Below are 22,710 nucleotides of genomic sequence, written 5' to 3'. Positions count from 1 at the left end.
GCATCACCATGAAAGCCAACAACTTCGGCCGCATTGCGATCGTCGATGACGACGACGCGTTGCGCGACGCGCTGGCCTGGCTGTTTTCTACGCGCGATCACGAAGTCCAGGCCTTTGCCTCGGCCGAACTGTTTCTGGCTGATTACGCGCCAGAACGCTTTAGCTGCCTGATCCTTGATGTGCGGATGCCCGGCATGAGCGGCACCGAACTGTTTGAACGGCTGAAAGAATACGCATACACGCCGCCGGTGGTGTTTTTGACCGGGCACGGGGATGTACCGATGGCGGTGGCCGCGCTCAAAGGGGGCGCCGCCGACTTTATCGAGAAGCCGTTTAGCGATAACGAAATCGTCGATCTGGTGGAGAACTGCCTGCGTGCCGACACCGCGCGGCGCAACCAGTGGCAAGCTCGCCACGCGGTGGAAATCCGCTTGTCCACGCTCACGCCGCGTGAGCGCGAAGTGATGAAGCTGATTCTGACCGGGCGTTTGAACAAACAGATTGCCGATGACTTGTCGATCAGCATGAAAACCGTCGAGGTGCATCGCGCGCGCATTCTGGAAAAAATGCACGTCAAAACCGCGATGGAACTGGCCGCCTTGCTGCGCGATGCCCAGATCGATACCAATAATCCGACTGAGTAAGTGTTTTCGCCTCTTATTGATTTGCCGTCGCCCGCGCCCTGTGCCCGGGCGGCGCCGTTTTAAAAGCCTGCTGCCATGTCTGCCAAACCCTTCTTGATGGTGATTTCACCGGCCAAAACGCTGGATTTCACTTCCCCGCTGCCCACCACCCGCCATACCCAACCGCAGTTCCTCGCGCAATCGCGCCAGTTGATTGATCTGCTGCGCCAGCAAACGCCGGCACAAATCAGCGCGCTGATGGCGATTTCGGATGAACTGGCGGCGCTGAATGTCGGGCGTTATCAAAGCTGGCACACCCCGTTCACGCCGGAGAATGCGCGGCCCGCTGTGCTGGCGTTTATGGGTGATGTGTATGAAGGCCTGAACGCGGCCAGCCTGAGCGAGAAGGGCTTTGACTATCTGGAAAGCCATCTGCGGATTTTGTCAGGCCTGTATGGCTTGCTGAAGCCGTTTGATCTGATGCAAGCGTATCGGCTGGAAATGGGCAAACCACTGGCCAATGCGGCCGGGCGCAATCTGTACGCGTTCTGGGGCGAGACGCTGACGCAGACACTGAATGCGGAGCAGCCGGCGACGCTGGTTAATCTGGCGTCGGATGAGTATTTCAAATCGATCAAACCCAAGGCACTGCATTGCCCGGTGATCACGCCGGTGTTTGAGGATTACAAAGGCGGCCGCTACAAGATCATCAGTTTTTACGCCAAACGCGCGCGCGGGCTGATGGTGCGTTATGCCACGCAACATCACATTGCGGACGTAAACAAGCTCAAGCATTTTGATCTGGAAGGCTACGCCTTTGTGCCGGATGAGAGCGATGCCGCGCGCTGGCTGTTCCGCCGCAAGATTGCGGCGTAGGGGGCAAGCCAGATTGGGGCCGCCGCAACCGGTCCCTCAAGCGCCCATCCGCTTTGCGAACCACCCTACGCGTCGGTGATGCGGGCGCGGCCCTGGCTCAGGTCGCGCAGTTGGTCATGCGCATCAGTGGCGGCGGTTTCGGGTAATTCGATGACCATCTTTACTCGCAAGCCGTGTTCCGCCTCGGCCAGCCCATAGCCGTGGCCACCCAGCCAATGCCGCACGCGGGCTTCGTCGGCGTAGTCCACTTCCACCACCAGCCGCGCCTGGGCGATGCGTTCCACCAGCGTGGCTTGTTGCATGGCCTTGGCGATGGCATCGGTATACGCGCGCACCAGTCCGCCCGCGCCCAGTTTGACGCCGCCGTAATAACGCACCACGGTCGCCAGTACCCCATCAACATGCTGGTGCCGCAGCACTTCCAGCATTGGCCGCCCGGCCGTGCCGCTGGGTTCGCCGTCATCTGACATGCCGGATTGCCCACCCGCCAGCAGCGCCCAGCACACATGCGTGGCGGTGGGATGGGCCGCGCGTGTTTGCTCGATCAGGGCCAGCGCGCTGGCGCGGTCGGCCACCGGTAACACGCTGCCCAGAAACCGGCTTTTCTTGATTTCGAGCTCGGTAAATACCGGCTGCGCGAGAGTAAATACAGGCATGCGGACCACAAGGGCGATCAATCAGACCGCCATTGTAGGCGGCTCAGGGGGCTGGGGTCTGCTCGCAGGTGCGCAGTGTGCAGAACAGGGTCTCGGCATCGGCGGCACTGAGCGGGTAGTGCAGTTGCTCGTTGATGGCCGTCTGCAACTGCGCCGCGTTGTCGATCAGCGTTTCGTGGCGCTCGTCGCCGCTTTGCACCGTCATGCGCAGATTATTAAAGGTGATGCGGCCGGTCGGCGTCAGCCGCAGCGCCATCAAATGGCCCACAAACGGCGAGGCCGGGTGCGTGGCGGTAAAGTGATGCGCCAGTGCGCAATCGATGGGCAACACCGGGTTGAGATCAAACCAGTACAGCGGCAGCCAGTGGCCACGACGCTCGTATTCAAAGATCCAGCCACCGGCATGGGCGCGATATTGCAGCGTGGTGTCGATCTGATGAAACGGTTGGCCGGTTTGCAGTCGCGCCGGTTCGCGCAGGCTATTGGCGCCAAAGCCGACATCAACCACCCAGGTTTCGCCCGCCCCCAACTTGACCGTCAGCACCTGGTGCGTGCGCGGTTGTTCTTCCAGCGGGCCGCCAGCGACCAGCACACGCGCCAGATGGCTTTGTACCTCGTAGCCCAGTTCTGCCAGCAAACGGGCAAACGCGCCGTTCAATTCAAAACAGTAGCCGCCCAGGCGTTCATCCAGCACCCGCTTTTGCAGCGCATCCGCGTCCAGCGTGTTCTGGCGTTGCAGCAGCAAATCGATATTGTTGAACGGCACGCTTTGCTGATGCGCGCGATGCAGCACTTGCAAACGCGCCAGCGGGTCAGCGGGAAGGGGTTCGGTCAGGCCGAGGAGGGCCAGATATTGGTCTACAAACGCCATGGATGACTCGATCAGTAAAAAGTAAAAGCGCCCCGACGCTACCAGATAAAAAAACAGGACGCACCTGGCGTCCTGTATCTGGGCGGCTACCGACTTGTAAGCTTACTTGTCCAGCAGAATCCGCAGCATGCGGCGCAGCGGTTCGGCCGCGCCCCACAGCAGTTGGTCACCGATGACAAAGGCGCTGATGTATTCCGGGCCCATGTTCAGCTTGCGCACGCGGCCCACGCCCACGTCCAGCCCGCCGGTAATGGCGGCAGGGGTCAGGTTTTGCTCGGTGATGCTGCGATCGTTCGGCACCCATTTCACCCACGGGTTGGACGACTGGATCAGCGCTTCAATTTCGGCCAGCGGCAGATCTTTCTTCAGCTTGATGGTCAGCGCCAGGCTATGGCAACGCATCGCACCGATGCGCACACACAGGCCATCGACCGGAATGGTGTGGTCGGTGCCCAGAATCTTGTTGACCTCGGCCTGGCCTTTCCATTCTTCCTTGCTCTGGCCGTTTTCCAGTTGCTTGTCGATCCAGGGAATCAGCCCGCCCGCCAGCGGCGCCGGGAAGAACTCGGTCGGTACGTCTTCGCGGATAGCCTTGGCCACTTTGCGATCAATTTCCAGAATGGCCGAAGCCGGGTCAGCCAGTTCTTCCGCCACGGCCGCGTTGATCACGCCCATGCCTTTAACCAGCTCGCGCATATTGTTGGCGCCCGCGCCCGATGCCGCCTGATAAGTCATCGAGCTGACCCATTCCACCAGGTTTTCGCGGAACAGACCGCCGACGCCCATCAGCAGGATGGAGTTGGTACAGTTGCCGCCGGCAAAGTTTTTGATGCCATTGGCCACGGCATTGCGGATCAGGCCATCGTTGACCGGGTCCAGAATAATGACGGTGTCGTCTTCCATGCGCAGGGTAGAGGCGGCGTCAATCCAGTAACCGTTCCAGCCCGAGGCACGCAGGCGACGGAACACGTCGTTGGTGTAATCGCCGCCCTGGCACGAAATGATCACGTCCATTGCGCTCAATTCTTCGAGGCTATGCGCATCTTTAAGGGTGCCGCCGGTTTTGCCGCCGAATTCAGGCGCGGCTTTGCCGGCCTGCGATGTAGTGAAGAACACCGGTTCAATCAGGTCGAAATCTTTTTCTTCCTGCATACGCTGCATCAATACGGAACCTACCATCCCGCGCCAGCCAACCAGGCCCACCTTTTTCATCGTCGTACCCTTTACAGTTGCGTTTTGCCAAAGTGAACGATCGATATTAGAGAAGTTCTGTATTGAGCGCCAGTATGGGGCGGGCCGACCGCGACATTCGGCGGATATGAAAGCAATTGGTGCAGGTATTGCGCTTATGATCGGCGTTTTGCAGGAGGATTTATGCGGGTGTTGTTACAGCGCGTGACCCAGGCACGGGTGGAGGTGGCCAGCGAAGTGGTCGGCCAGATTGGTGAAGGCCTGCTGTTGCTGGTGGGTATCGAACCGGCCGATACCGACAAGGACATCGCGTGGATGAGCGCCAAGGTCAGCAAGCTGCGGGTGTTCAGTGATGCCGAGGGCGTCATGAATCGCTCGGTGCTCGATACCGGCGGCGAAGTGCTGGCGGTGTCGCAATTTACCCTGTTTGGTTCTTATCGCAACGGCAATCGGCCGTCGTGGATGGGCGCGGCGCGCGGCGAGCAAGCGACCGCGCTGTTTGATGGTTTTGTGGAGCAGATGGCAACGTTGCTCGGCAAGCCGGTACCCACCGGGGTGTTCGGGGCAGATATGCAGGTGCATCTGGTCAATGACGGGCCGGTCACCCTGCTGCTGGACTCGCGCAATCCGGAATGAGGGGCATGATGTCCGGATTGGTCCGCTACCGGGCCGGAACAGGCATTATTAATGGCGAGGCGACGCAGTAAAGTATGGCCGTCACTCAACAGGAGCCCTTGCTATGAAATCCGCTTTGCTGGTTATTGATGTGCAGAAATCGTTTACCCAACGCCCGTTCTGGGATGAAGCCGATATGCCCGCCTTTCGGCAACATCAGCTTGCGCTGATCGCCGGATATGAAGCCCGCGGATGGCCGGTGGTGCAGGTGTTTCATCATTCGCAAGGCGCGTTCGACCCGGCCAACGGCTTTTGTGTGGGTCTGGACTGGCTGCCGCAGCGCGCCGATGCCACGTTTAACAAGCACGTGCACAACGCACTGACTGAAAGCGGCTTGCTGGAATGGCTGCGCCAGCACGCGATCGAGCATGTTTCCATCAGCGGCATCCGCACCGAGCAATGTTGCGAAACCACGGCCCGCGTGGCGTCCGATCTGGGCTTTGCCGTTGATTTTGTGTCTGAGGCCACGCTGACCTGGCCGATGACCCATCCGGATGGCAGCACACTGTCTGCGGCGCAGATCAAACATCGCACCGAGCTGGTGTTGGTGGATCGCTTTGCCCGCGTCGTCACGGTGGAACAATGTCTGGCAGGGCTGGATGAACGCGTCGCCGCTTGATGTGTGGCTGGTCGTCAGCGACGACTTGCTGCTGCTAGATCTGGCCGGGCCGGCCGAAGCCTTGCGCATGGCGGGACCCGAGCATTTCCGTTTGCATTTTGTCGGCCCGCATCCCACCGCCCAGGCGCTGGTCGGGCTGACGCTGGCGGGCTTGCAGCCGTTGCCGCAGCGCATCGAAGGTCGCGCGCTATTGCTGATTCCCGGCCACGATACCGCGCGCCCCGGCCCGCAACATGACGCCATAGTGCGTTGGTTGCGCCACATCATGCTGCAGCCGCAGCTGGAACTCGCCACGGTTTGCGCCGGGGCGCTGTACGCGGCGCAGGCCGGCTTGCTGGAGGGCCGACGCTGTACCACGCATTTTGCCCACCTGGCCGAGCTGCAAACGCTGGCTCCGCAGGCGCAGATCGAAGCCAACCGCGTGTTTGTGCAAGATGGCCGCATCTGGACTTCGGCCGGCATTACCGCCGGGATAGATCTGGCGCTACAGCTGATTGCCACGCATGTTTCGCCGCAGAAGGCCGCCGATGTGGCCCGGCGTCTGCTGGTGTATTTCCGGCGTGGCGGCGACGATCCGCAATTGTCGGCGTGGTTTATGTATCGCAATCATCTGCATCCGCTGGTGCATCGGGTGCAGGAACGGCTGGCGCAGGACCTGGCCGCCGATTGGTCGCTGGAGAAAATGGCCGATATCGCCCACGTCTCGCCGCGCCATCTGACGCGGTTGTTCCGCGATAACGCGCAAATCACACCGAATGAATATCTGCGTGCATTACGCGTGGCACAGGCGCAAACCTTGCTGGCCGACAGCCGTTTGCCGCTGGAACGCGTGGCCGAAATGGCCGGCTTTGGCTCGGCGCGGGATTTACGCCGTGTTCTGGCACGGGCCCGAGCCACTGCGCACTAGTCCGCATTTGACCGGCCGGTCGGTTCATACCACAACAGATTTTGCCGAGACTGCGGAGCAGCCATCTGTTCTGGTGCGAGGGTTGACGCCGGTTGCAGGGCAGGCGTACAAATACGACCTGTCGCGCCGATTTGATCTTCAGCTTGCAGGGCGCCTGATAAATTCTGCTAAAGCGTGCCGAAACCTGCGTCTGGCACGCGGGTTTTTTCGTTTTACAGCCATGCTTGATGCATGGCCGCGCCGAGTTAATCGACAACTTGCGGGGCGCGCCGGTTTTGCACGGGAAATCCGCTAAAGCGTCGGCTGCTTCGCAACTGGGGCCGCCGTCGATGTCGCAATTTTTTTTCGATGGAGGTTTTCCCCATGGTTGATTGTCTTGAAATCGAGCCCGCTTTGTCTTTGCCCCGCCGCGCCCTGCTCGCACCGGTGATTTCCCCCGCCGCGCTGCGTCTGGAACAACGATGTTGGTTGCGCCTTAAAACCGCCGCCGGTGTCAGTGTCGCCGCCTTGTCGCGCGCCGACGCCGTCGCCACCGCGCTGGGTTACCGCACTGGCTTGCTGGCGGATGGTTCGCTGGCCGTTCTCGATATCGAGCTCGAAGCCGCCTTGTTATTCTGCCAACGCCTGCCCGAACTGATCGGCTGCTACGAAGTGCCGACGCGCCAGGGTTGCGTCGGCCTGCAACGCTAATCCCACCCCAACAAATCCCCGCAAGGATCGCATGACCCTGGCACGACTTTGGCAAGAAATCCGCGCCACCTGGACTTTGGCCTGGCCCATCATGATCGGGCAACTGGCCCAGGTGGGCACGGCCTTTGTCGATGCCGTCATGGCCGGGCATGTCTCCGCCGATGACCTGGCTGCGGTGTCGGTGGGCGCCTCGGTGTGGATTACCATCATCGTCACCCTGATCGGCTTGCTGCTGGCCAGCAGCCCGCTGATCGCGCATGCGGTGGGCGCCAATGAGCGCAAGCAGATTCCGTTTCTGGTCCAGCAAGCGTTTTATCAGGCGGCGATGTTCACCGTGGTGGGCTGGTTGCTGGTGTGGGCCGCCATGCCGATTTTTGGCCATCTGGGCCTGGCGAATGCTGTGGCGGACAAGGCGCATCGTTTTCTGGTTGCTGTGGCCTGGGGCTTGCCCGCGTTCTCGTTTTTCCGCGTCTGTTATAGCTATAGCGCCAGCCTGAACAGCACCAAGCCCATGATGATCATGGCGCTGGTCGGCCTGGCCCTGAATGTGCCCGCCAACTGGATTCTGATTTACGGCCACTTTGGCCTGCCGGCTCTCGGCGGCGTGGGCTGTGGCTACGCCTCGGCGTTCTGTTTGTGGGCCAGCGCGCTGATGATGCTGGCGTGGATCCGCTATGCCGACACCTATCGCGACACCTATCCGCTACGCAACTGGCAGCGCATTGATTGGCGCAAGCAGTTGGAATTGCTCAAGCTGGGCGTGCCGATGGGGCTGATGTTTTTTGTGGAAGTGAGCGCCTTTGCCGGAATCTCCTTGCTGATTGCACGGCTGGGCACGGTGCCGGTGGCGGCGCATCAGATTGCGCTCAATTTTGCCTCCCTGGTGTTCCAGATACCGGCGGCTTTGGGTACGGCGCTAACCGTGCGCGTGGGCCAGGCGCTGGGCGCGCAACAGGCACGTGATGCCCGTTTTATTGGCTGGGCCGGTTTCAAGATGGGCGTGGCGTCGGCAGTGGCATCGGGTTTGTTTACCGCCCTCGGCCATGGCTGGATTGCGGGCTGGTACACGCACGACACCCAAGTGCTGGCGCTGGCGTCTGTGCTGCTGATTTATGCTGCGGTGTTCCAGTTGTTCGATGCCACTCAGGTGATCGCGGCGGGCATCTTGCGCGGCTACAAGGTGACGCGCACGCCCATGATCATCCATCTGACCGCGTTCTGGATTGTGGGTTTGCCACTGGGATATGTGCTGACGTTTGGCTGGGGCGACCATGTGCAGGGCTATGGCGCGGCCGGTTACTGGACGGCGCTGGTGGTGGCGCTGGGCTTCACCGCCTGCCTGCTGTCATGGCAGTTCGCGCGCGTCAGTAACCGCCTCGCGCGCGCGGCATAGGGTGGGTCAAGACCCACCATGCAAAGCCGATGATTCGGGGGCGGCGCTTTGAAATGCCCCTTTGTATGGTGGGTCGAGACCCACCCTATGTAGCGTCTTGATCTTTTATTCCGGCGTTTCTTCGCCCCAGCGTTGCATTAACTGATGCGGCACCGCCAGTTGGTCCAGGATGCGCGCCACCACAAAATCCACCAGATCGCCGATGTTTTGCGGATGGTGATAAAAGCCCGGGTTGGGCGGCAGGATGACCACACCCAGGCGCGCCAGCTTGAGCATGTTTTCCAGGTGCAATGCTGAAAATGGCGCCTCGCGCGGCACCAGAATCAGCTTTTTGTTTTCCTTGATCATCACATCGGCGGCGCGCTCCAGCAGATTGTCGGAAGCCCCACCCGCAATCGCAGCCAGCGCGCCCATCGTGCACGGACACACCACCATGCCATCGCCAGGATTCGAACCCGAGGCCATCGGCGCAAACCATTCTTGCTGACCAAACACCTTCAAGCGCTCGGGCTCAGCCAGCGCAAAATGTGCGCGCATCCAGTCGGCCAGTTCCGTCGCGCGGCCCGGCCAGGTAAAGCCCATTTCTTGCCGCGCCACAATTTGTGCGGCCTGGGTGTACAGCACATGCACCCGGCAACCCGCGGCGAGCAGGGTTTCGATCAAGCGCATGCCATAGGGCAAACCGGAGGCGCCGGTCAGGCCGACGGTGATGGTTTTCATGATGCAGTCTCTTCAGATACTTCAGGGGCCGGGCGCAGCAAGCGCGCGGCGATCAGGCCATTGGCCAGGCCAAACAGCAGCGCTGCGCCAAAGAATACCGGCGCCAGCCGTACGATGCCGTTATCGGGAATCAGCCATAAACGGGCCAGGCCCAGCTGTCCGGCGATATGCGCAAAGGCCGCGATCAAGGACAGGCTGACCGGGCCAAACCAGCGGCGCGGCAGATATTGGGCGGCGGCCAGCGCCGCCAGGCTACACAGGCCACCGCACAAGCCCAGTGCAAAGCCCGGCGACAAAAATCCGCCCAGCAACAATGAGCCACCAAAAATCCGCAGCAAAGACACCCATGCCGCATCGCGCCAGCCGTAACGCCACAACACCACCAGCGTGATGATATTGGCGATGCCGGGTTTGACCCCGGGGATGGGCGAAGGAAAGCCGGCTTCCACCACGCCCAGCAAAATGGCGATAGCGGCGTAACGGGCTATGCGCAAATCCGCTGCCGTAGCAGTCAGGGTATGCGCCGGGCGCTCAGTAACTGAGGCTGTCATAGCCGCGCGGCTTGCTGCCAGTTAATTCGATGCTGGTGCGATTGGGCAGGCAGATGGCCACCTGGCCGCTCTGGCTTAGCCAACCGGCGCGCACGCAATACTGGCGCGGGCTGGGGTCGGCGGCGATGCGGGCGCGGCCTTGGGCCACTTCGACAGTGGTCAGGCCGAGCGGGCCGGGCACCGCCAGCGTACGCTGCGCGGCAAGATCGAGTTCGGCAAACAACTTGCCGGCTTGATAGATGCGTACATGCGTAGCGCCATCGCTGCGCCAGGCCAGCGTGGCCAGCACAACGACGGCGCTGGCCGCCAAAGCCGTGATCAACCAGTCGCCAGGCCGCAGCAATTGGCGGTTAAAGCCCCGCATACTGTTCTCGATGCCGCACCAGAACCTGACGGTTAGGCGCAAAGTGGCGACCGAGTTGTTCGGTCAGATAGACCGAGCGATGCTGGCCGCCGGTACAACCGATGGCGACGGTAACGTAACTGCGCTGGTCGCGATCAAATTCGGGAATCCAGCGTTCGAGAAAACCGATGATATGGGTCAGGTATTTGCCGACGGATTCCTGGCGCTGCAAAAAATCGATGACCAGGCGGTCTTTGCCGGTTAGCGGCCGCAGTACCGGGTCGTAATGCGGGTTGGGCAAACAGCGCACATCAAACACAAAGTCGGCATCCAGCGGCAAACCATGCTTGAAGCCGAACGACTCAAAAATAATGGTCAAGCGCGAGCGATCCAGCCCGACAAAATCGCGCACCCAGGCGCGCAATTGGTTGGCCGACAAGCCGGTGGTATCAACGCGATGCGCCGCGTTGGCAAAGTACTCGAGCATTTCGCGCTCGAGCATGATGGCCTCGCTCACCGTCAAATGGCCGGACGCCAACGGATGGCTGCGGCGGGTTTCGGAGAAGCGTTTGACCAATGTTTCGGTGCTCGACTCCAGAAACAACAAGCGTACGTCTTTGCGTACCGCCTGCAGCGCTTGCAGATGTTCGGGGAAAGCCGAAAAGTTATGCGCGCTACGCACATCAATCGCGATGGCGACTTTGGGGTAGCCGTCCTCATCCAGCAAGGCCACGGTTTGCGGCAGCAGCGGCGAGGGCAGGTTGTCTACGCAGAAATAGCCCAGATCTTCCAGCGCCCGTAGCGCGACGCTTTTGCCCGCGCCGGACAAGCCGGAAAGCAACAGGACGTGTTGAACGCTCATTCGCCCAATTCCATAAAGCGCTGATGCCGTTCAATGAATTCACGCGTGGAATCGATACCGCGCAATTGCAGGATGTAATTGCGCACGGCCGCTTCAACCAATACGGCCAGGTTACGCCCGGCCGCCACGGGGATCACCAGTTTGCGCACTTGCACGCCAAGGATTTCTTGCGTGGCGGCCTGCATTTGCAAGCGATCAATCGGCGCCAGCGTTTCGCCTCCGGCTTTAGCCAGATGCACGATCAATTTGAGGGTCTTTTTGGGGCGGACTGCGGTTTCGCCAAAAATAGTGCGGATATTCAGCACGCCAATCCCGCGCACTTCCAGAAAATCGCGCAGCATGGGCGGACAGCGGCCTTCGAGCATTTCGGGGTTGGTGCGATAAACCTCGACCACATCATCGGCCACCAGGCCGTGGCCACGCGAAATCAATTCCAGCGCCAATTCGCTTTTACCCATCGATGATTCACCGGTGAGTAATACGCCCACTTCAAGCACGTCCAGAAATACGCCGTGCAAATGGGTTGAGACCGCCAGCGCCTTGGATAAGTAATAGCGCAACACATCCATCAAATACGGCGATTGCTCGCTGGACGTCAGCAAGGGCACATGATGGCGCTCGGCGCCTTCTTTTAATGCCTCGGGTACGGGTTGGCTATTGGCCACCACCATCAGCGCCATTTCATTGGCAAACAGACGTTGTACCGATTCTTTTTGCGCATCAGGGCTCAGGCCCTGAAAGTAATTCACTTCGGCAATGCCCAGCACCTGCACCCGATTGGGGTGGATGAAGTTCAAATGCCCCACCAGAGCCAGCCGCGGCTTTTGCTCGGCGGCATCGTTGGTTAACAGATTATTGGCACCGGATTGACCCGCAACCCAGGTCAGCCGGAGTTTTTCCGCGTTATCGATGAACAGTTGTCTAACGGTAATCTGCGGCATACGGCTCCCACGTCGTAATCAATTTCCACGCGGCCTGTACGTCGGTGACTTCTGCCAGTTGTTCGCGCACGGTTTTATCAGAGAACAATTGCGCCAGCTCAGACAAAATCTGCAAATGCAGATCGGTTGCATTGGCTGGCACCAGCAATACAAAAATCAGGCTCACCGGTTTGCCGTCGGGCGCATCGAATGGAATCGGCGATTTAAGCCGGATAAACGCGCCGCTGGCTTCTTTGAGGCCTTTGATCCGGCCGTGTGGAATAGCGACGGCCTGGCCCAGCCCGGTTGAACCAAGTTTCTCACGCGCAAACAGGCTATCGAACACGACACTGCGTGCAATGGCATGGCTGTTTTCAAACAGGATACCCACCTGTTCAAAAACGCGTTTCTTGCTGCCGACATCCATGTCTAAAAACAGATTGCTGGCAGGCAGAATTCTGGAAATCAGGCTCATAGGATTTTGCCGATTCGTCGTGCCGCGGCGCCGGTGGATGACCGGCCTGGTGCGGCAAATTGCGGGGAATCGGATTAGCCGGTCCGCCGCGCGAAAGTTTCGTCCCGATTTTAGCGCAGCATTTATTTATGCGCTGCAGCAAATCAGGGTGGGTGCTGCATCAGAAAACAGCGTGTACAAAAGCAGGGCCAGAGCGCCACGTCGGCAATTGTACAGCGGTGTTTAATAATGAAAAACGGGAACCATAGATAATGGTTCCCGTCCGTTGCGTCAAGCGCACGCCGCGCTTAGTGGCTTACTGAATCACACTTCATCCGGTTCTTCAGCCGTCTGCTGCCGTTTGATGCTGTCACCGCGATGGTCCATCAGACACTCCTTGTGCTTGACGATCTGGCGGTCGAGTTTGTCGACCAGCAAATCAATGGCGGCGTACATGTCTTTGTCGACTGCCTCAACATGAATATCTTTTCCGCGTACGTGAACGGTCACGTCGGCCTTCTGCTGTAGTTTTTCTACAGAGAGAATCGCGCTCACGTCTACCACCTGGTCGAAATGCCGCGTTACCCGGTCAAGCTTGCTGGTGATGTAGTCCCGGATGGCGGGGGTCACTTCGAGGTGATGTCCGCTAATGTTGAGGTTCATGGCGATCTCCTTCTGGTTAAGCCACTGGTCCGTAGCCCGCCCAGAGACAGGCGCAGCTACAGGTTTTTGCGCAGATTGACAGGGGGTACGTTCATCCCCTCCCGGTACTTGGCAACGGTTCGTCGCGCAACCACGATCCCTTGCCCTGACAGCGCCTCCGCAATGGCGCTGTCTGATAACGGCCTGGTCTTGTCCTCGTTGTTGATCATCTGGCGGATCAGCGCTTTGATGGCTGTCGCGGAGCACTCGCCGCCCGCCTCCGTTTCCACATGACTACCAAAGAAATACTTGAATTCCAGCAACCCGCGTGGGGTCATCATGTACTTCTGCGTCGTTACCCGAGACACCGTCGATTCGTGCAGATCAAGCACTTCGGCGATATCGCGCAATACCAGTGGCCGCATGGCCACTTCACCGTGTTCAAAAAAAGCGCGTTGGCGTTCTACGATGGCCTGTGCCACGCGCAAAATGGTTTCAAACCGCTGCTGCACACTCTTTACGAGCCATTTGGCTTCTTGCAGTTCCCGAGCCAGGACACCGCCTTCACTGCGCTGCAGGATATCTGCATAAACCTGGTTCAATCGCAGCCGGGGCATGGCTGACGGATTAAGCCGGACCGTCCACTGACCTTTGTATTTCTGTACCAGGACATCAGGCACCACATACCGCGGCGTCAAGGCAGCCCACTGTGCGGCGGGCCGGGGATTGAGCGAGGTAATGACGCCTTGTGCGGCTTTAAGCGCCGCGTCGTCACATTTCAGTAATCGTTTTAACTTAGTGTAGTCGCGGGCCGCGAGTAAATCGAGATGCTGCGCCACGATCACTTGCGCCAGTTGTCTGGCCGCACTGTCGGGCAACAAGCGCAGTTGCATCAGCAGCGCCTCGGCCGTACCACGCGCGCCCACGCCGACCGGTTCCATTTGCTTGAGCCGCGCCAGCGCTACCGCCAGGTCATCCACTTCAAGCTCTAACTGAGTGACGATCTCGGCTGGAATTTGTTCCAGCAATTCTTCGAGGTCGATCGGCAGCAGGCCTTCGTCATCGAGTGCATCGATCAGGAAGGCCAGCGCAGCGTGGTCTCGCGGCGGCAGGTGCAGCACGCCTGCTTGTTCCAGCAAATGCTCGCGCAGCGTGATTTCGCGCGCCACTTGCGTGGTGGGATCAAAGTCGTCGTCATCGTCGCCGTTGCCGCGCGTGCCGCTGCCAGAGCCCCAGTTTTCGCCGTCGCCGTGGTCGTCGTTGTAATCGCGTTGATCGTCGTTGCTGGATTCAGTATTGCCCTCGGCCGGGGCGTCGCCGCTGCTGCCGTTGTCGTGCTCCAACAGCGGGTTTTCCAGCAGATAGCGGTCGATTTCCTGCTGGAAATCGAGCGTGGAAAGCTGCAGCAATTTGATCGATTGCTGCAGTTGGGGCGTCAGATTGAGCTGCTGCGACAGCCGCAGTTGCAAGGATTGCTTCATGCGACCTTGTGATAAGCAGTAATGAGTAGAAGATCGCGCTGCATGATGTCGAGTCTGGCAATTACATGCGGAAGTGTTCGCCCAGATAAACCTTGCGCACTTGTTCGTTGGTGACGATTTCTGCGGGGTGGCCCGAGGCCATCACCGCGCCTTCGGAAATGATATAGGCGCGATCGCAGATGCCAAGAGTCTCACGCACGTTGTGATCGGTGATCAATACACCAATACCCCTGTCCCGCAGGTAGGCAATGATGCGCTGGATGTCCATCACGGCAATCGGGTCGACCCCGGCAAACGGCTCGTCCAGCAAGATAAACCGCGGGTTAGCGGCCAATGCGCGGGCAATTTCGGCGCGACGGCGCTCGCCCCCGGACAGGCTCATGGCCGGGTTGTCGCGCAGGTGGCTGATGTGCAGTTCCTGCAACAATTCATCCAGCCTGGCATTGCGTTCTGTGCTGTCCTTGATATGCAGTTCCAGCACCGACAGCACGTTCTGCGCCACCGTCATCTTGCGGAAAATCGATGCCTCTTGCGGCAGATAGCCCAGGCCCAGTTGGGCGCGTTCGTGCATCGCCATATGGCCGATGTCCTGGCCGTTCAGGCGTATCTCGCCGCCGTCCATGGCGACCATGCCCACGATCATATAAAAGCTGGTGGTCTTGCCCGCCCCGTTCGGGCCAAGCAAGCCAACCACTTCGCCCGCGGCGACTTCGATGGTTACATCGCGTACCACGGTGCGTTTGCGATACCGTTTCATCAGGCCCTTGGCACTGAGCGAAAGCGGCGCGTTATCAGCCTGGATTGCGGTGGTCATTGGGCCTCACTGGCGCTGGTGGCGGCCGGGCGTGCTGCCGCAGCGGGCGCGCTGGCTTTTTTCTTGGGCGTGATCGTGATGTTGACGCGACCGCCGCTCTTGCCTGTGGTTTTGGCTTCGTACTGATCGGTGTTGAGGTTGTAAGTGATGATGTCGCCGATCACTTCATCCTGATCCTTGTGCACATTGGCTTTGTCGATCAGCGTCAGCAGGCCGGTCTGGCCGTTGTAGTCATAACGCAGTGCTTCAGCGGTAATCCAGGTGCCATCATCGCCGCGCTCGCGGAACTTGACCGGATTGCCCTGGCCTTGCGAAAACTGATTGCCGTCGGCGTCCTGGCGGATGGTCAGCTTGTCCGAACGCAGCACCATACTGCCTTGCGTCACGATCACATTGCCGATGTAAACGCCGGTATTGGTTTTCTGGTCGAAATTGCCCTGATCCGCCTGGATGTGGATTTTTTCTTCGCGGTCAGCCTTGGCCGCGTGTGCGAGGCCGCTCGCCAGCAACAGACTTGCGATCAAAAGGCTAGCGAGTGCGCTTCGGTGGATCATAAATGGTGCTCACTTTCGATTTAAGAGTAACGGTCTGCTTCTGGGTGTCCGCCGAGAAACCCACACCACTGGCGCGGGAGGTGCCCATATCGGCCACCACTTCGGCGTCGGACCAGATCAGACCCGGGGTCGGGGCAAACCAGACCTGACGTCCGGTAATGATGAGTTTGGCATGTTGTTCATCAGGCTGCCGCGTCAGCACGGCGGTATCCGGCATCCACAGTTTTTCGCCCTTGTTGATGGACTGTGCCTGCGACGTCACCAGATCCATCCGCGGCTTGCCCGGCAGCGCATAGGTAAAGTGCGGGTTGTCGAACCAGGCCACGTCATCTTCGGTGATATGGCGCACGCGGTCGGCATCCAGCCGCTCGAACGGCTGGCCCGCTTCGTTAAAGCGCACGCTGTGCGTTTGCTGCACGATCAGGTCGGGCTCGTTATTGCGGTTCAGATGTTCCAGTGCGGGCAAGGACGCGGCGCTGTTGAGCAGCCACACCAGCAAGCCCAGCATGACGATCATCACCAAAGGCAAAAGGCGTTGTGACACGGAAACCCTTAGCGCAAATAGCTGGCCAGCACGCCTTCCAGCGTACCTTGCGCAGCCATGATGGTTTCACAAGCCTCACGCACCGCACCGTGACCGCCGCGCGCGGTGGTCACAAGCTGGGCGTGGCGACGGACAAATTCGGGGGCGTCGGGCACCGAGACCGCAAACGCAACGCGGGTCATCACCGGCAGATCAATCACATCGTCGCCCATATAGCCGCATTCTTCCGGCTTGAAGCCGGTGGCGTCCAGCAATTCGGCGAATGTTGCGCCTTTGTCACCAGAACCTTGATACACGTGCGTAATTTTCAGATTTGCGGCACGGTGCGCCACCAGTTTGGATTGGCGGCCCGTGATGATGGCGATTTCCACGCCGGTATTGGCCAGCATGCGTATGCCATGGCCATCCAGTGCATTGAAGGCTTTGATCTCTTCGCCTGCATCGGTATAGAACAGACTGCCATCAGTCATGACGCCATCAATATCAAAAATCATGAGCCGGACTTGCTTTGCGGCGGTGTTCATTAAACAGTTTTCCTTGATGAGAACAATCTGGCCCGAATGGGCGTCAGACCACACGCGCCTGGAGCAGGTCGTGCATATTGAGGGCACCCACCAACCGGCCTTCCTGCATCACCAGCAAGGCGCCGATGCGGCGCGACTCCATGATCAGTACGGCTTCGGCGGCCAGACGGCCCGCTTCGATCGTCACGGGGCCGGCGGTCATCACATCGGCAACGCAGGTGTGGTGCACGTCGATATTGCGGTCGAGCGCGCGACGTAAATCGCCGTCGGTAAAAATCCCCACCAGCTTTTGATCTTCGTCCAGCACCGCCGTCATGCCCAAGCCTTTGCGGCTAATTTCCATCAGTGCATCGCGCACGGTGGTGGTGGTGTGCACCACGGGCAGGGCATCGCCGCGCCGCATGATATCGGTGACATGGATGAGCAAACGACGGCCCAGGCTGCCGCCCGGATGGGATTGGGCAAAGTCTTCAGCACCAAAACCACGTTCTTCCAGCAATGCCACTGCCAACGCATCACCCAGCGCCAGTGCCACCGTGGTGCTGGCGGTGGGCGCCAGATTGAGCGGACAGGCTTCCTGGCTGACGCTGGCGTCGAGCCACACCTGGGCTTCGCGGCCGAGCGTGGAATCGCGGTTGCCAGTCAGTGCAATGATGGGTACGCCCAGGCGCTTGAGGCTGGGCACGATGGCCAGCAATTCATCGCTCTCGCCTGAATACGACAAGGCGAGCACAACGTCTTGCGGCGTCACCATGCCCAGATCGCCGTGGGCCGCTTCGCCCGGGTGCAAAAACAGCGAGGGGGTGCCGGTGCTGGAGAGCGTGGCGGCAATCTTGCGCGCCACGTGGCCGGATTTGCCCATGCCTGTTACGGCCACGCGGCCCTTGCAGGCCAGCAATAGCTCGCAGGCATGGCCAAACGCAGCGTCGATACGGGCCGAGGCGGTATCGAGCGCGGCCGCTTCTACGGATAGCACGCGCCGGGCGCGGGCAATGAATCGGGAGTCTTGGGATGAGCTCATAGCCTCGCAGTATAAAAGAGCATGCAAGTCTCATGCCAGCCGCGTTGTTACGAACGGAGTCTGTGGGTATGCTGATGTGCACAAATTCCAGTCGAACCTGCACATGCCCATCCACCTGCACTCCGTGTTGCTGCTGTTGGCGGCCGCTGTCATTACCGTCGTTGCGTGTCGCAGTATCAAATTGCCCGCCATGCTGGGTTATCTGGTGGTCGGCATGTTTATGGGGCCGCATGCGCTGGGGCTGGTGGCCTCGTCCGAGAACGCCGATCACCTGGCTGAATTCGGCGTGGTATTCCTGATGTTCACCCTCGGGCTCGAATTTAATCTGGCGCGGCTGGTGGCCATGCGCCGCGTGGTATTCGGCCTTGGTGCCAGCCAGGTGGCCGTGACGGCCTTGCTGGTTTGTGGGGTGACCTTGCTGGCTGGCGTGGAATGGAAAACCGGGCTGGCGCTGGGTGGCGCGCTGGCGATGTCTTCCACGGCGATGGTGTCGCGCCTGCTGGCCGAGCGCAATGAGATCAACGCGCCGCACGGCCAGAATGCCATCGGCGTCTTGCTGTTCCAGGATCTGGCGGTGGTGCCGCAACTGATCATGATCCCCGCCCTGAGCCGCCCTGGCCCCGAGATGCTGTACGCGCTGGGTCTGGCCGTGGTCAAGATCGGCGTGGTGCTGTTTTTGCTGCTTTATCTGGGGCAGAAACTGATGCGACCGTGGTTCAACATGGTGGCGCGCCAGCATTCCAGCGAACTCTTCATGATTAACCTGCTGCTGATCACGCTGGGCATTGCCTGGCTGACTGATCTGGCCGGGCTGTCGCTGGCGCTGGGGGCCTTTCTTGCCGGCATGCTGATCGCCGAAACCCAATACCGCTATCAGGTGGAAGACGATATCCGCCCGTTCCGCGATTTGTTGCTGGGTTTCTTCTTTATTACGGTCGGCATGAATCTCGATTTCAGCACGCTGTTGCAGCGCTGGTGGCTGGTGCTGGCGGTAATGATCTTGATGGGGCCGGTCAAGATGTTGCTGATTTCGGGGCTGGCGCGCCTGTTTGGCAATACGCCGGGCACCAGCTTGCGCACGGGTTTTGCCTTGGGGCAGGGGGGCGAATTTGCCTTTGTCTTGCTGGCGGTGGCGTCCACGGCGGGCATCGTGCCGCCGGAGTTACATCAGGCCACGATCGCGGGCGTGGTGTTGTCCATGCTGGCCACGCCGTTTGTAATCCAGCACAGCGACAAGCTGGTGCTGCGTTTCGCCAGTTCTGAATGGAACAATATGGCCGCCAACCTGCATTTGATTGCGGTGCGGTCGATGCAGGCACAAGGCCACGTGGTGCTGTGCGGCTTTGGCCGCAGTGGCCAGTCGCTGGGGCGGTTTCTGGCGCAAGAAGAGATTCCGTTCTTTGCCCTGGATCTGGACCCGGAGCGCGTGCGCGAGGCGGGTGCAGCGGGTGAGTCGGTGGTATATGGCGACGCGGCCAAGCGTGAAGTGTTGCTGGCGGCCGGTTTGATGCGAGCGCGGGCGTTGATCGTGACCTATGCCGATACGCATTCGGCACTAAAGATTCTGGAGCTGGTGCATCAGCTCAAGCCTGAGCTACCGGTCATTGTGCGGACTTACGACGATAGCGATATCGACAAGCTGAAGGCGGCGGGCGCGGCGGAAGTGGTGGCCGAGATTATGGAAGGCAGCTTGATGCTGGCCTCGCATACCCTGATGCTGCTGGGCGTGCCGTTGAACCGCGTGCTCAAACGTATCCGCAGCGTGCGGGAAGATCGCTACCAGATGTTCCGCGGCTTTTTCCGCAGTACCAGTGATGATCTGGAAAACGAGGGTGATCGGCCCGCACCGCGCTTGCACAGCGTGCATCTGATTGCAGGCGCTGCTGCCATTGGCAAGGCGGTAGGTGGTCTGGCGCTGGAGGCAATGCATATTGAAGTGAAGAGTGTGCGGCGCGCGAATATGCGGCCGGTGGAGCCCGCCGCGGACTTTGTCTTGTGCGAAGGCGATGTGATGGTGTTGTTGGGCGAGCCCGAGGGCTTGGCGGCGGCCGAGGTGGTGTTGCTGAAGGGATCGTAGGTCCGGCCTCGCGGGCCCGGGAGGCAAGCCCCCGCGCTGCCTTGCCCGCTGCGCTGCGCTGCGGCAAAAAAAACGGGGTGCATCTTGCTGATACACCCCGTTTTTTATTCCATCGGCCGGCGGCCGACTAACGCTGCGCCAGTTTCGGTCGTTTGCCGACCTTCACCTGTAGCGTCAAGTCCTTGCCGTTGCGGTACACATGCATCTCCACCGTATCGTCCGGCTTCAACTCGGCAATCTGATTGAGCATGGCCGACGAATCACGCACGTCTTTTTTGCCTACCGTCAGCAAAATATCGCCCGGCCGGATGCCGGATTTATCGGCCGGGCTGCCGCGGACCACACCGGCAATCAGCGCGCCGTGCGCGGGGACCAGTTTGAAACTGGCGGCCAGTTCCGGGGTGACATCCTGGGCTTCAACGCCCAGCCAGCCGCGCGTGACCTTGCCGTCTTTGATGATGGCTTCCATAACCTGCCGCACTGTGGTCGCCGGAATGGCAAAACCGATTCCCAGCGAGCCGCCCGATTGCGAATAGATGGCGGCGTTAATGCCGACCAGGCTGCCCTGGGTATCGACCAATGCGCCACCCGAGTTGCCGGGGTTGATCGGGGCGTCGGTCTGGATAAAGTTTTCGAAGGTGTTGATGCCAAGTTGCGAGCGGCCCAGTGCCGACACGATGCCCATGGTCACGGTCTGACCCACGCCAAAGGGGTTGCCGATGGCTAGTACCACATCGCCGATCTGCACTTTGTCGACGTCGGCAAATGAAATGGTGGGCAACTTGCCTTCTTCCACCTTGATCACCGCCAGATCGGTATCCGGATCGGCGCCCACCACGCGGGCGTCGGCGGTACGGCCGTCGGCGAGCGCGACTTCGATTTCGTCGGCGGATTCGACCACATGGTTGTTGGTCACGATATAACCCTGCTCCGACACAATGACGCCAGAACCAAGGCTGGAAGCACGTTGCGGATCATCGTTGCCGAAAAACTTGCGAAAGAACGGGTCGTTCAGCATCGGATGCCGCGGGGAACGCACTTCTTTGGAGGTATAGATATTGACCACCGCCGGCATCGCTTTGCGCGCGCCAGCGCTAAAGCTGACCGCCACCGGCGGCGTTTCGCGCGTGGGCATTGATGCGGCGGGGGCAGAGGCGCGGTTGGATTCGCGCAGGGTGATGACCTCGCGCGCCTTGTTAGCCGGCAGCCAGGCTGGGTTCAACAGGGTGAACAGAAACCAGATCGCCAGCCCGATGGTGGTGGTTTGTGCGAAAATCAGCCAGAGTTTTTTCATAAAGGCGTGGGTTGATGTCGGTTGCCAGACAAGAGCTTGAAAATTATATCGGACAATACTTGCAGGTTTCTTTATTTCGCGATTACTGCCCGAACGGGATTCAGGTTGAAGGCCGCGCCAGTATCCAGCGCATTGCCACCGCTGTCACGGCCAGCCTGGCGGCCATCGAAGCCGCACATGCCATTGGCGCAGATGCTTTGCTGGTGCATCACGGTTATTTCTGGAAAGGCGAAGCGGCTCAGATTACCGGAACCAAAAAAGCGCGCATCGCCCGCCTGATCAGCACCGATATTAATCTGTTCGCCTATCACTTGCCGCTGGACGCCCACCCGGACGTGGGCAATAACGCGACGCTTGGTCAAGTGATCGGCGCGCGCAAGGTCGGCCAGTTTGGCGAACAAAACCTGGCGTGGATTGGCGAATTCGACGCGCCAGTTACCTTGCGCCAACTGGGCGCGCGCCTGCACAGCGGGCTGGAGCGCGAACCGTTGTTGCTGGGCGATCTGGATAAACCCTTACGTCGCATCGGCTGGTGTACTGGCGGGGCGCAGAGTTTTTTCCATGAAGCCGCTACGCTGGATATTGATTGTTTTGTGACCGGCGAGGCGTCCGAGTTCGTCACACATACCGCGCGGGAATCCGGTGTAGCCTTTGTCGCAGCCGGCCACCATGCCACCGAACGCGGCGGTGTCCGCGCGCTGGGCGCACATCTGGCGGAACAATTCGAGCTGGATGTGACTCATCTCGATATTCCTAATCCGGTGTAACTGGCTGTGACTTCAATGACTACTTTGCGACTTGCTGCCGCATCCGTGCTGGGCGCGCTACTCGTGGCGGGCTGCGCCACACCTGCCAACCCCACCAGCACCACCCATCCCGGCGTAGTAACGCCGGTGCCGCTGGGTCAACCGCTGCCGGAAACAAAGCTGCCCAAAGCCACCGTGGTGCCGAGTGTGTTGATCGCGGGCCGCCAGGCCAATGATGTGCTCGACGAGATCGTCAAATATCGCACCGGCAAAGGCATGACCTTGCGCAAGCGCAGCGCCACCAAAGCCGAGTTCGCCCAGAACATTACCACCGCCAAATTGCCCACCGAAGCGCGCATGGTCTATCTGCTGACGCCCGCCAACGGCGGTTTGCAGCTTTCGGCACGGGTGTTTCAGGTGAGCTATCCTGGTACGGCACGTGAAAAAGTCGCAGAAATTACCGGTCTGGTCGAAGACAAACTCAACCACGAACTGGCGGGATATGCGCAAAGCGGCGCTGCGCACTAGTTGCGCCGTGCCAGATGCTTGTGGCGGACAAATAACCCTGGTGTTGATGCGGCTTTGAGTTCGGGCCGTCGGTCGGGTAGAATTCAGCAGTTTTAACCAGGGACCGGGTGGCGTTGCGTCTTTTCAAGACCCGC

General features: G+C 60.1%; 27 protein-coding genes. 10 read left to right on the top strand and 17 right to left on the bottom strand.

Going from position 1 to position 22,710, the window contains the following annotated elements; genetic code table 11:
• The first annotated feature begins 8 nt into the window (after positions 1 to 8).
• Together ACYQ1A_RS08230 and yaaA are read left to right on the top strand one after the other, a co-directional pair.
• Complete coding sequence (locus ACYQ1A_RS08230) at positions 9 to 644, top strand: response regulator transcription factor (protein ID WP_083458783.1); 636 nt, start codon at positions 9 to 11, stop codon at positions 642 to 644.
• A 75-nt stretch (positions 645 to 719) separates the two neighbouring features.
• Entirely contained in the window at positions 720 to 1,499 is a 780-nt protein-coding gene (gene yaaA, locus ACYQ1A_RS08225; protein ID WP_062223442.1) for a peroxide stress protein YaaA, read from the top strand.
• Between the two features lie 65 nt (positions 1,500 to 1,564).
• On the opposite strand, the gene ACYQ1A_RS08220 is transcribed toward yaaA, so the two are convergent.
• From ACYQ1A_RS08220 to asd, 3 genes are all read right to left on the bottom strand, one after another.
• Positions 1,565 to 2,155: an IMPACT family protein gene (locus ACYQ1A_RS08220; RefSeq protein ID WP_499361622.1), complete on the bottom strand. Its 591-nt coding sequence runs from the start codon at positions 2,153 to 2,155 to the stop codon at positions 1,565 to 1,567.
• Positions 2,156 to 2,198: 43 nt separating this feature from the next.
• Positions 2,199 to 3,026 carry an arylamine N-acetyltransferase family protein gene (locus tag ACYQ1A_RS08215; RefSeq protein WP_499361621.1) on the bottom strand — a complete coding sequence of 276 codons (828 nt, stop codon included), beginning with the start codon at positions 3,024 to 3,026 and terminating at the stop codon, positions 2,199 to 2,201.
• 102 nt (positions 3,027 to 3,128) lie between these two features.
• Complete coding sequence (asd, locus tag ACYQ1A_RS08210; RefSeq protein ID WP_499361620.1) at positions 3,129 to 4,238, bottom strand: aspartate-semialdehyde dehydrogenase; 1,110 nt, start codon at positions 4,236 to 4,238, stop codon at positions 3,129 to 3,131.
• A 162-nt stretch (positions 4,239 to 4,400) separates the two neighbouring features.
• Between asd and dtd the strand changes: the two genes are divergently transcribed.
• From dtd to ACYQ1A_RS08185, 5 genes are all read left to right on the top strand, one after another.
• The gene (gene dtd / locus ACYQ1A_RS08205) at positions 4,401 to 4,853 is read left to right on the top strand and encodes a D-aminoacyl-tRNA deacylase (protein WP_062223448.1); all 453 of its coding nucleotides are present in this window, start codon (positions 4,401 to 4,403) and stop codon (positions 4,851 to 4,853) included.
• 103 nt (positions 4,854 to 4,956) lie between these two features.
• Positions 4,957 to 5,511, top strand: a complete 555-nt coding sequence (locus ACYQ1A_RS08200) for an isochorismatase family protein (RefSeq protein WP_499361618.1) — start codon at positions 4,957 to 4,959, stop codon at positions 5,509 to 5,511.
• Positions 5,492 to 6,418 (top strand): GlxA family transcriptional regulator, encoded by a 927-nt coding sequence (locus ACYQ1A_RS08195; protein WP_499361617.1) that lies wholly within the window; start codon positions 5,492 to 5,494, stop codon positions 6,416 to 6,418. The genes ACYQ1A_RS08200 and ACYQ1A_RS08195 overlap by 20 nt, the downstream gene beginning before the upstream one ends.
• Positions 6,419 to 6,781: 363 nt before the next feature.
• On the top strand, positions 6,782 to 7,108 hold the full coding sequence (locus tag ACYQ1A_RS08190) for a hypothetical protein (RefSeq protein WP_062225269.1): 327 nt from the start codon (positions 6,782 to 6,784) through the stop codon (positions 7,106 to 7,108).
• A gap of 31 nt (positions 7,109 to 7,139) precedes the next feature.
• Positions 7,140 to 8,501 (top strand): MATE family efflux transporter, encoded by a 1,362-nt coding sequence (locus ACYQ1A_RS08185; protein ID WP_499361616.1) that lies wholly within the window; start codon positions 7,140 to 7,142, stop codon positions 8,499 to 8,501.
• A gap of 105 nt (positions 8,502 to 8,606) precedes the next feature.
• Here ACYQ1A_RS08185 and ACYQ1A_RS08180 read toward each other — a convergent pair whose 3' ends face one another.
• The 13 genes from ACYQ1A_RS08180 to ACYQ1A_RS08120 form a co-directional block, all read right to left on the bottom strand.
• Positions 8,607 to 9,221, bottom strand: coding sequence for a flavin prenyltransferase UbiX (locus ACYQ1A_RS08180; protein ID WP_499361615.1), 615 nt, complete (start codon positions 9,219 to 9,221; stop codon positions 8,607 to 8,609).
• Positions 9,218 to 9,772 carry a Gx transporter family protein gene (locus ACYQ1A_RS08175; protein WP_499361613.1) on the bottom strand — a complete coding sequence of 185 codons (555 nt, stop codon included), beginning with the start codon at positions 9,770 to 9,772 and terminating at the stop codon, positions 9,218 to 9,220. The genes ACYQ1A_RS08180 and ACYQ1A_RS08175 overlap by 4 nt, the downstream gene beginning before the upstream one ends.
• Positions 9,753 to 10,136, bottom strand: a complete 384-nt coding sequence (locus ACYQ1A_RS08170) for a NusG domain II-containing protein (protein WP_499361612.1) — start codon at positions 10,134 to 10,136, stop codon at positions 9,753 to 9,755. The genes ACYQ1A_RS08175 and ACYQ1A_RS08170 overlap by 20 nt, the downstream gene beginning before the upstream one ends.
• Positions 10,123 to 10,977, bottom strand: a complete 855-nt coding sequence (rapZ, locus tag ACYQ1A_RS08165; protein ID WP_499361611.1) for an RNase adapter RapZ — start codon at positions 10,975 to 10,977, stop codon at positions 10,123 to 10,125. Before rapZ ends, ACYQ1A_RS08170 begins: the two co-directional genes overlap by 14 nt.
• The gene (hprK, locus tag ACYQ1A_RS08160) at positions 10,974 to 11,918 is read right to left on the bottom strand and encodes an HPr(Ser) kinase/phosphatase (protein WP_053936754.1); all 945 of its coding nucleotides are present in this window, start codon (positions 11,916 to 11,918) and stop codon (positions 10,974 to 10,976) included. The genes rapZ and hprK overlap by 4 nt, the downstream gene beginning before the upstream one ends.
• A complete protein-coding gene (gene ptsN / locus ACYQ1A_RS08155) occupies positions 11,899 to 12,372 on the bottom strand; it encodes a PTS IIA-like nitrogen regulatory protein PtsN (protein WP_053936755.1) in 474 nt (157 codons plus the stop codon). Before ptsN ends, hprK begins: the two co-directional genes overlap by 20 nt.
• A 303-nt stretch (positions 12,373 to 12,675) precedes the next feature.
• The gene (gene hpf / locus ACYQ1A_RS08150) at positions 12,676 to 13,014 is read right to left on the bottom strand and encodes a ribosome hibernation-promoting factor, HPF/YfiA family (protein ID WP_499361610.1); all 339 of its coding nucleotides are present in this window, start codon (positions 13,012 to 13,014) and stop codon (positions 12,676 to 12,678) included.
• A gap of 56 nt (positions 13,015 to 13,070) precedes the next feature.
• Positions 13,071 to 14,474 carry an RNA polymerase factor sigma-54 gene (locus tag ACYQ1A_RS08145; protein ID WP_499361608.1) on the bottom strand — a complete coding sequence of 468 codons (1,404 nt, stop codon included), beginning with the start codon at positions 14,472 to 14,474 and terminating at the stop codon, positions 13,071 to 13,073.
• Positions 14,475 to 14,535: 61 nt separating this feature from the next.
• Complete coding sequence (gene lptB / locus ACYQ1A_RS08140) at positions 14,536 to 15,288, bottom strand: LPS export ABC transporter ATP-binding protein (protein WP_062222425.1); 753 nt, start codon at positions 15,286 to 15,288, stop codon at positions 14,536 to 14,538.
• A complete protein-coding gene (gene lptA / locus ACYQ1A_RS08135; RefSeq protein WP_499361605.1) occupies positions 15,285 to 15,812 on the bottom strand; it encodes a lipopolysaccharide transport periplasmic protein LptA in 528 nt (175 codons plus the stop codon). The genes lptB and lptA overlap by 4 nt, the downstream gene beginning before the upstream one ends.
• 4 nt (positions 15,813 to 15,816) lie before the next feature.
• Positions 15,817 to 16,386: an LPS export ABC transporter periplasmic protein LptC gene (gene lptC / locus ACYQ1A_RS08130; RefSeq protein WP_499361603.1), complete on the bottom strand. Its 570-nt coding sequence runs from the start codon at positions 16,384 to 16,386 to the stop codon at positions 15,817 to 15,819.
• A gap of 8 nt (positions 16,387 to 16,394) precedes the next feature.
• Entirely contained in the window at positions 16,395 to 16,910 is a 516-nt protein-coding gene (locus ACYQ1A_RS08125; RefSeq protein ID WP_499361602.1) for a KdsC family phosphatase, read from the bottom strand.
• 43 nt (positions 16,911 to 16,953) lie between these two features.
• Entirely contained in the window at positions 16,954 to 17,931 is a 978-nt protein-coding gene (locus tag ACYQ1A_RS08120; protein ID WP_499361599.1) for a KpsF/GutQ family sugar-phosphate isomerase, read from the bottom strand.
• A 103-nt stretch (positions 17,932 to 18,034) separates the two neighbouring features.
• Between ACYQ1A_RS08120 and ACYQ1A_RS08115 the strand changes: the two genes are divergently transcribed.
• Positions 18,035 to 20,008 carry a cation:proton antiporter gene (locus ACYQ1A_RS08115; protein WP_499361598.1) on the top strand — a complete coding sequence of 658 codons (1,974 nt, stop codon included), beginning with the start codon at positions 18,035 to 18,037 and terminating at the stop codon, positions 20,006 to 20,008.
• 127 nt (positions 20,009 to 20,135) lie between these two features.
• Here the strand turns inward: ACYQ1A_RS08115 and ACYQ1A_RS08110 are convergent, their stop codons facing one another.
• Positions 20,136 to 21,302: a Do family serine endopeptidase gene (locus ACYQ1A_RS08110; protein ID WP_499361596.1), complete on the bottom strand. Its 1,167-nt coding sequence runs from the start codon at positions 21,300 to 21,302 to the stop codon at positions 20,136 to 20,138.
• 14 nt (positions 21,303 to 21,316) lie between these two features.
• On the opposite strand from ACYQ1A_RS08110, the gene ACYQ1A_RS08105 reads away from it, so the two are divergent.
• Positions 21,317 to 22,069, top strand: a complete 753-nt coding sequence (locus ACYQ1A_RS08105) for a Nif3-like dinuclear metal center hexameric protein (protein WP_499361595.1) — start codon at positions 21,317 to 21,319, stop codon at positions 22,067 to 22,069.
• Positions 22,070 to 22,084: 15 nt separating this feature from the next.
• A complete protein-coding gene (locus tag ACYQ1A_RS08100; protein WP_499361593.1) occupies positions 22,085 to 22,576 on the top strand; it encodes a hypothetical protein in 492 nt (163 codons plus the stop codon).
• Positions 22,577 to 22,710: the final 134 nt, after the last annotated feature.

The sequence above is a fragment of the Silvimonas sp. JCM 19000 genome (assembly GCF_054652575.1).
Note: the sequence above shows the minus strand (reverse complement) of the source record. Positions and strands in the feature narration are given on the sequence as shown.

What these genes read in the sequence shown, in the direction of transcription:
- ACYQ1A_RS08125 (WP_499361602.1), bottom strand. Translation starts at nt 16,910, where the DNA reads ATGAACACCGCCGCAAAGCAAGTCCGGCTCATGATTTTTGATATTGAT.
- ACYQ1A_RS08105 (WP_499361595.1), top strand. Translation starts at nt 21,317, where the DNA reads ATGTCGGTTGCCAGACAAGAGCTTGAAAATTATATCGGACAATACTTG.
- ACYQ1A_RS08115 (WP_499361598.1), top strand. Translation starts at nt 18,035, where the DNA reads ATGCCCATCCACCTGCACTCCGTGTTGCTGCTGTTGGCGGCCGCTGTC.
- ACYQ1A_RS08170 (WP_499361612.1), bottom strand. Translation starts at nt 10,136, where the DNA reads ATGCGGGGCTTTAACCGCCAATTGCTGCGGCCTGGCGACTGGTTGATC.
- hprK (WP_053936754.1), bottom strand. Translation starts at nt 11,918, where the DNA reads ATGCCGCAGATTACCGTTAGACAACTGTTCATCGATAACGCGGAAAAA.
- ptsN (WP_053936755.1), bottom strand. Translation starts at nt 12,372, where the DNA reads ATGAGCCTGATTTCCAGAATTCTGCCTGCCAGCAATCTGTTTTTAGAC.
- ACYQ1A_RS08120 (WP_499361599.1), bottom strand. Translation starts at nt 17,931, where the DNA reads ATGAGCTCATCCCAAGACTCCCGATTCATTGCCCGCGCCCGGCGCGTG.
- ACYQ1A_RS08145 (WP_499361608.1), bottom strand. Translation starts at nt 14,474, where the DNA reads ATGAAGCAATCCTTGCAACTGCGGCTGTCGCAGCAGCTCAATCTGACG.
- ACYQ1A_RS08215 (WP_499361621.1), bottom strand. Translation starts at nt 3,026, where the DNA reads ATGGCGTTTGTAGACCAATATCTGGCCCTCCTCGGCCTGACCGAACCC.
- hpf (WP_499361610.1), bottom strand. Translation starts at nt 13,014, where the DNA reads ATGAACCTCAACATTAGCGGACATCACCTCGAAGTGACCCCCGCCATC.
- ACYQ1A_RS08220 (WP_499361622.1), bottom strand. Translation starts at nt 2,155, where the DNA reads ATGCCTGTATTTACTCTCGCGCAGCCGGTATTTACCGAGCTCGAAATC.
- dtd (WP_062223448.1), top strand. Translation starts at nt 4,401, where the DNA reads ATGCGGGTGTTGTTACAGCGCGTGACCCAGGCACGGGTGGAGGTGGCC.
- ACYQ1A_RS08185 (WP_499361616.1), top strand. Translation starts at nt 7,140, where the DNA reads ATGACCCTGGCACGACTTTGGCAAGAAATCCGCGCCACCTGGACTTTG.
- yaaA (WP_062223442.1), top strand. Translation starts at nt 720, where the DNA reads ATGTCTGCCAAACCCTTCTTGATGGTGATTTCACCGGCCAAAACGCTG.
- ACYQ1A_RS08190 (WP_062225269.1), top strand. Translation starts at nt 6,782, where the DNA reads ATGGTTGATTGTCTTGAAATCGAGCCCGCTTTGTCTTTGCCCCGCCGC.
- ACYQ1A_RS08175 (WP_499361613.1), bottom strand. Translation starts at nt 9,772, where the DNA reads ATGACAGCCTCAGTTACTGAGCGCCCGGCGCATACCCTGACTGCTACG.
- ACYQ1A_RS08200 (WP_499361618.1), top strand. Translation starts at nt 4,957, where the DNA reads ATGAAATCCGCTTTGCTGGTTATTGATGTGCAGAAATCGTTTACCCAA.
- lptB (WP_062222425.1), bottom strand. Translation starts at nt 15,288, where the DNA reads ATGACCACCGCAATCCAGGCTGATAACGCGCCGCTTTCGCTCAGTGCC.
- rapZ (WP_499361611.1), bottom strand. Translation starts at nt 10,977, where the DNA reads ATGAGCGTTCAACACGTCCTGTTGCTTTCCGGCTTGTCCGGCGCGGGC.
- ACYQ1A_RS08180 (WP_499361615.1), bottom strand. Translation starts at nt 9,221, where the DNA reads ATGAAAACCATCACCGTCGGCCTGACCGGCGCCTCCGGTTTGCCCTAT.
- ACYQ1A_RS08110 (WP_499361596.1), bottom strand. Translation starts at nt 21,302, where the DNA reads ATGAAAAAACTCTGGCTGATTTTCGCACAAACCACCACCATCGGGCTG.
- ACYQ1A_RS08230 (WP_083458783.1), top strand. Translation starts at nt 9, where the DNA reads ATGAAAGCCAACAACTTCGGCCGCATTGCGATCGTCGATGACGACGAC.
- ACYQ1A_RS08100 (WP_499361593.1), top strand. Translation starts at nt 22,085, where the DNA reads ATGACTACTTTGCGACTTGCTGCCGCATCCGTGCTGGGCGCGCTACTC.
- ACYQ1A_RS08195 (WP_499361617.1), top strand. Translation starts at nt 5,492, where the DNA reads ATGAACGCGTCGCCGCTTGATGTGTGGCTGGTCGTCAGCGACGACTTG.
- asd (WP_499361620.1), bottom strand. Translation starts at nt 4,238, where the DNA reads ATGAAAAAGGTGGGCCTGGTTGGCTGGCGCGGGATGGTAGGTTCCGTA.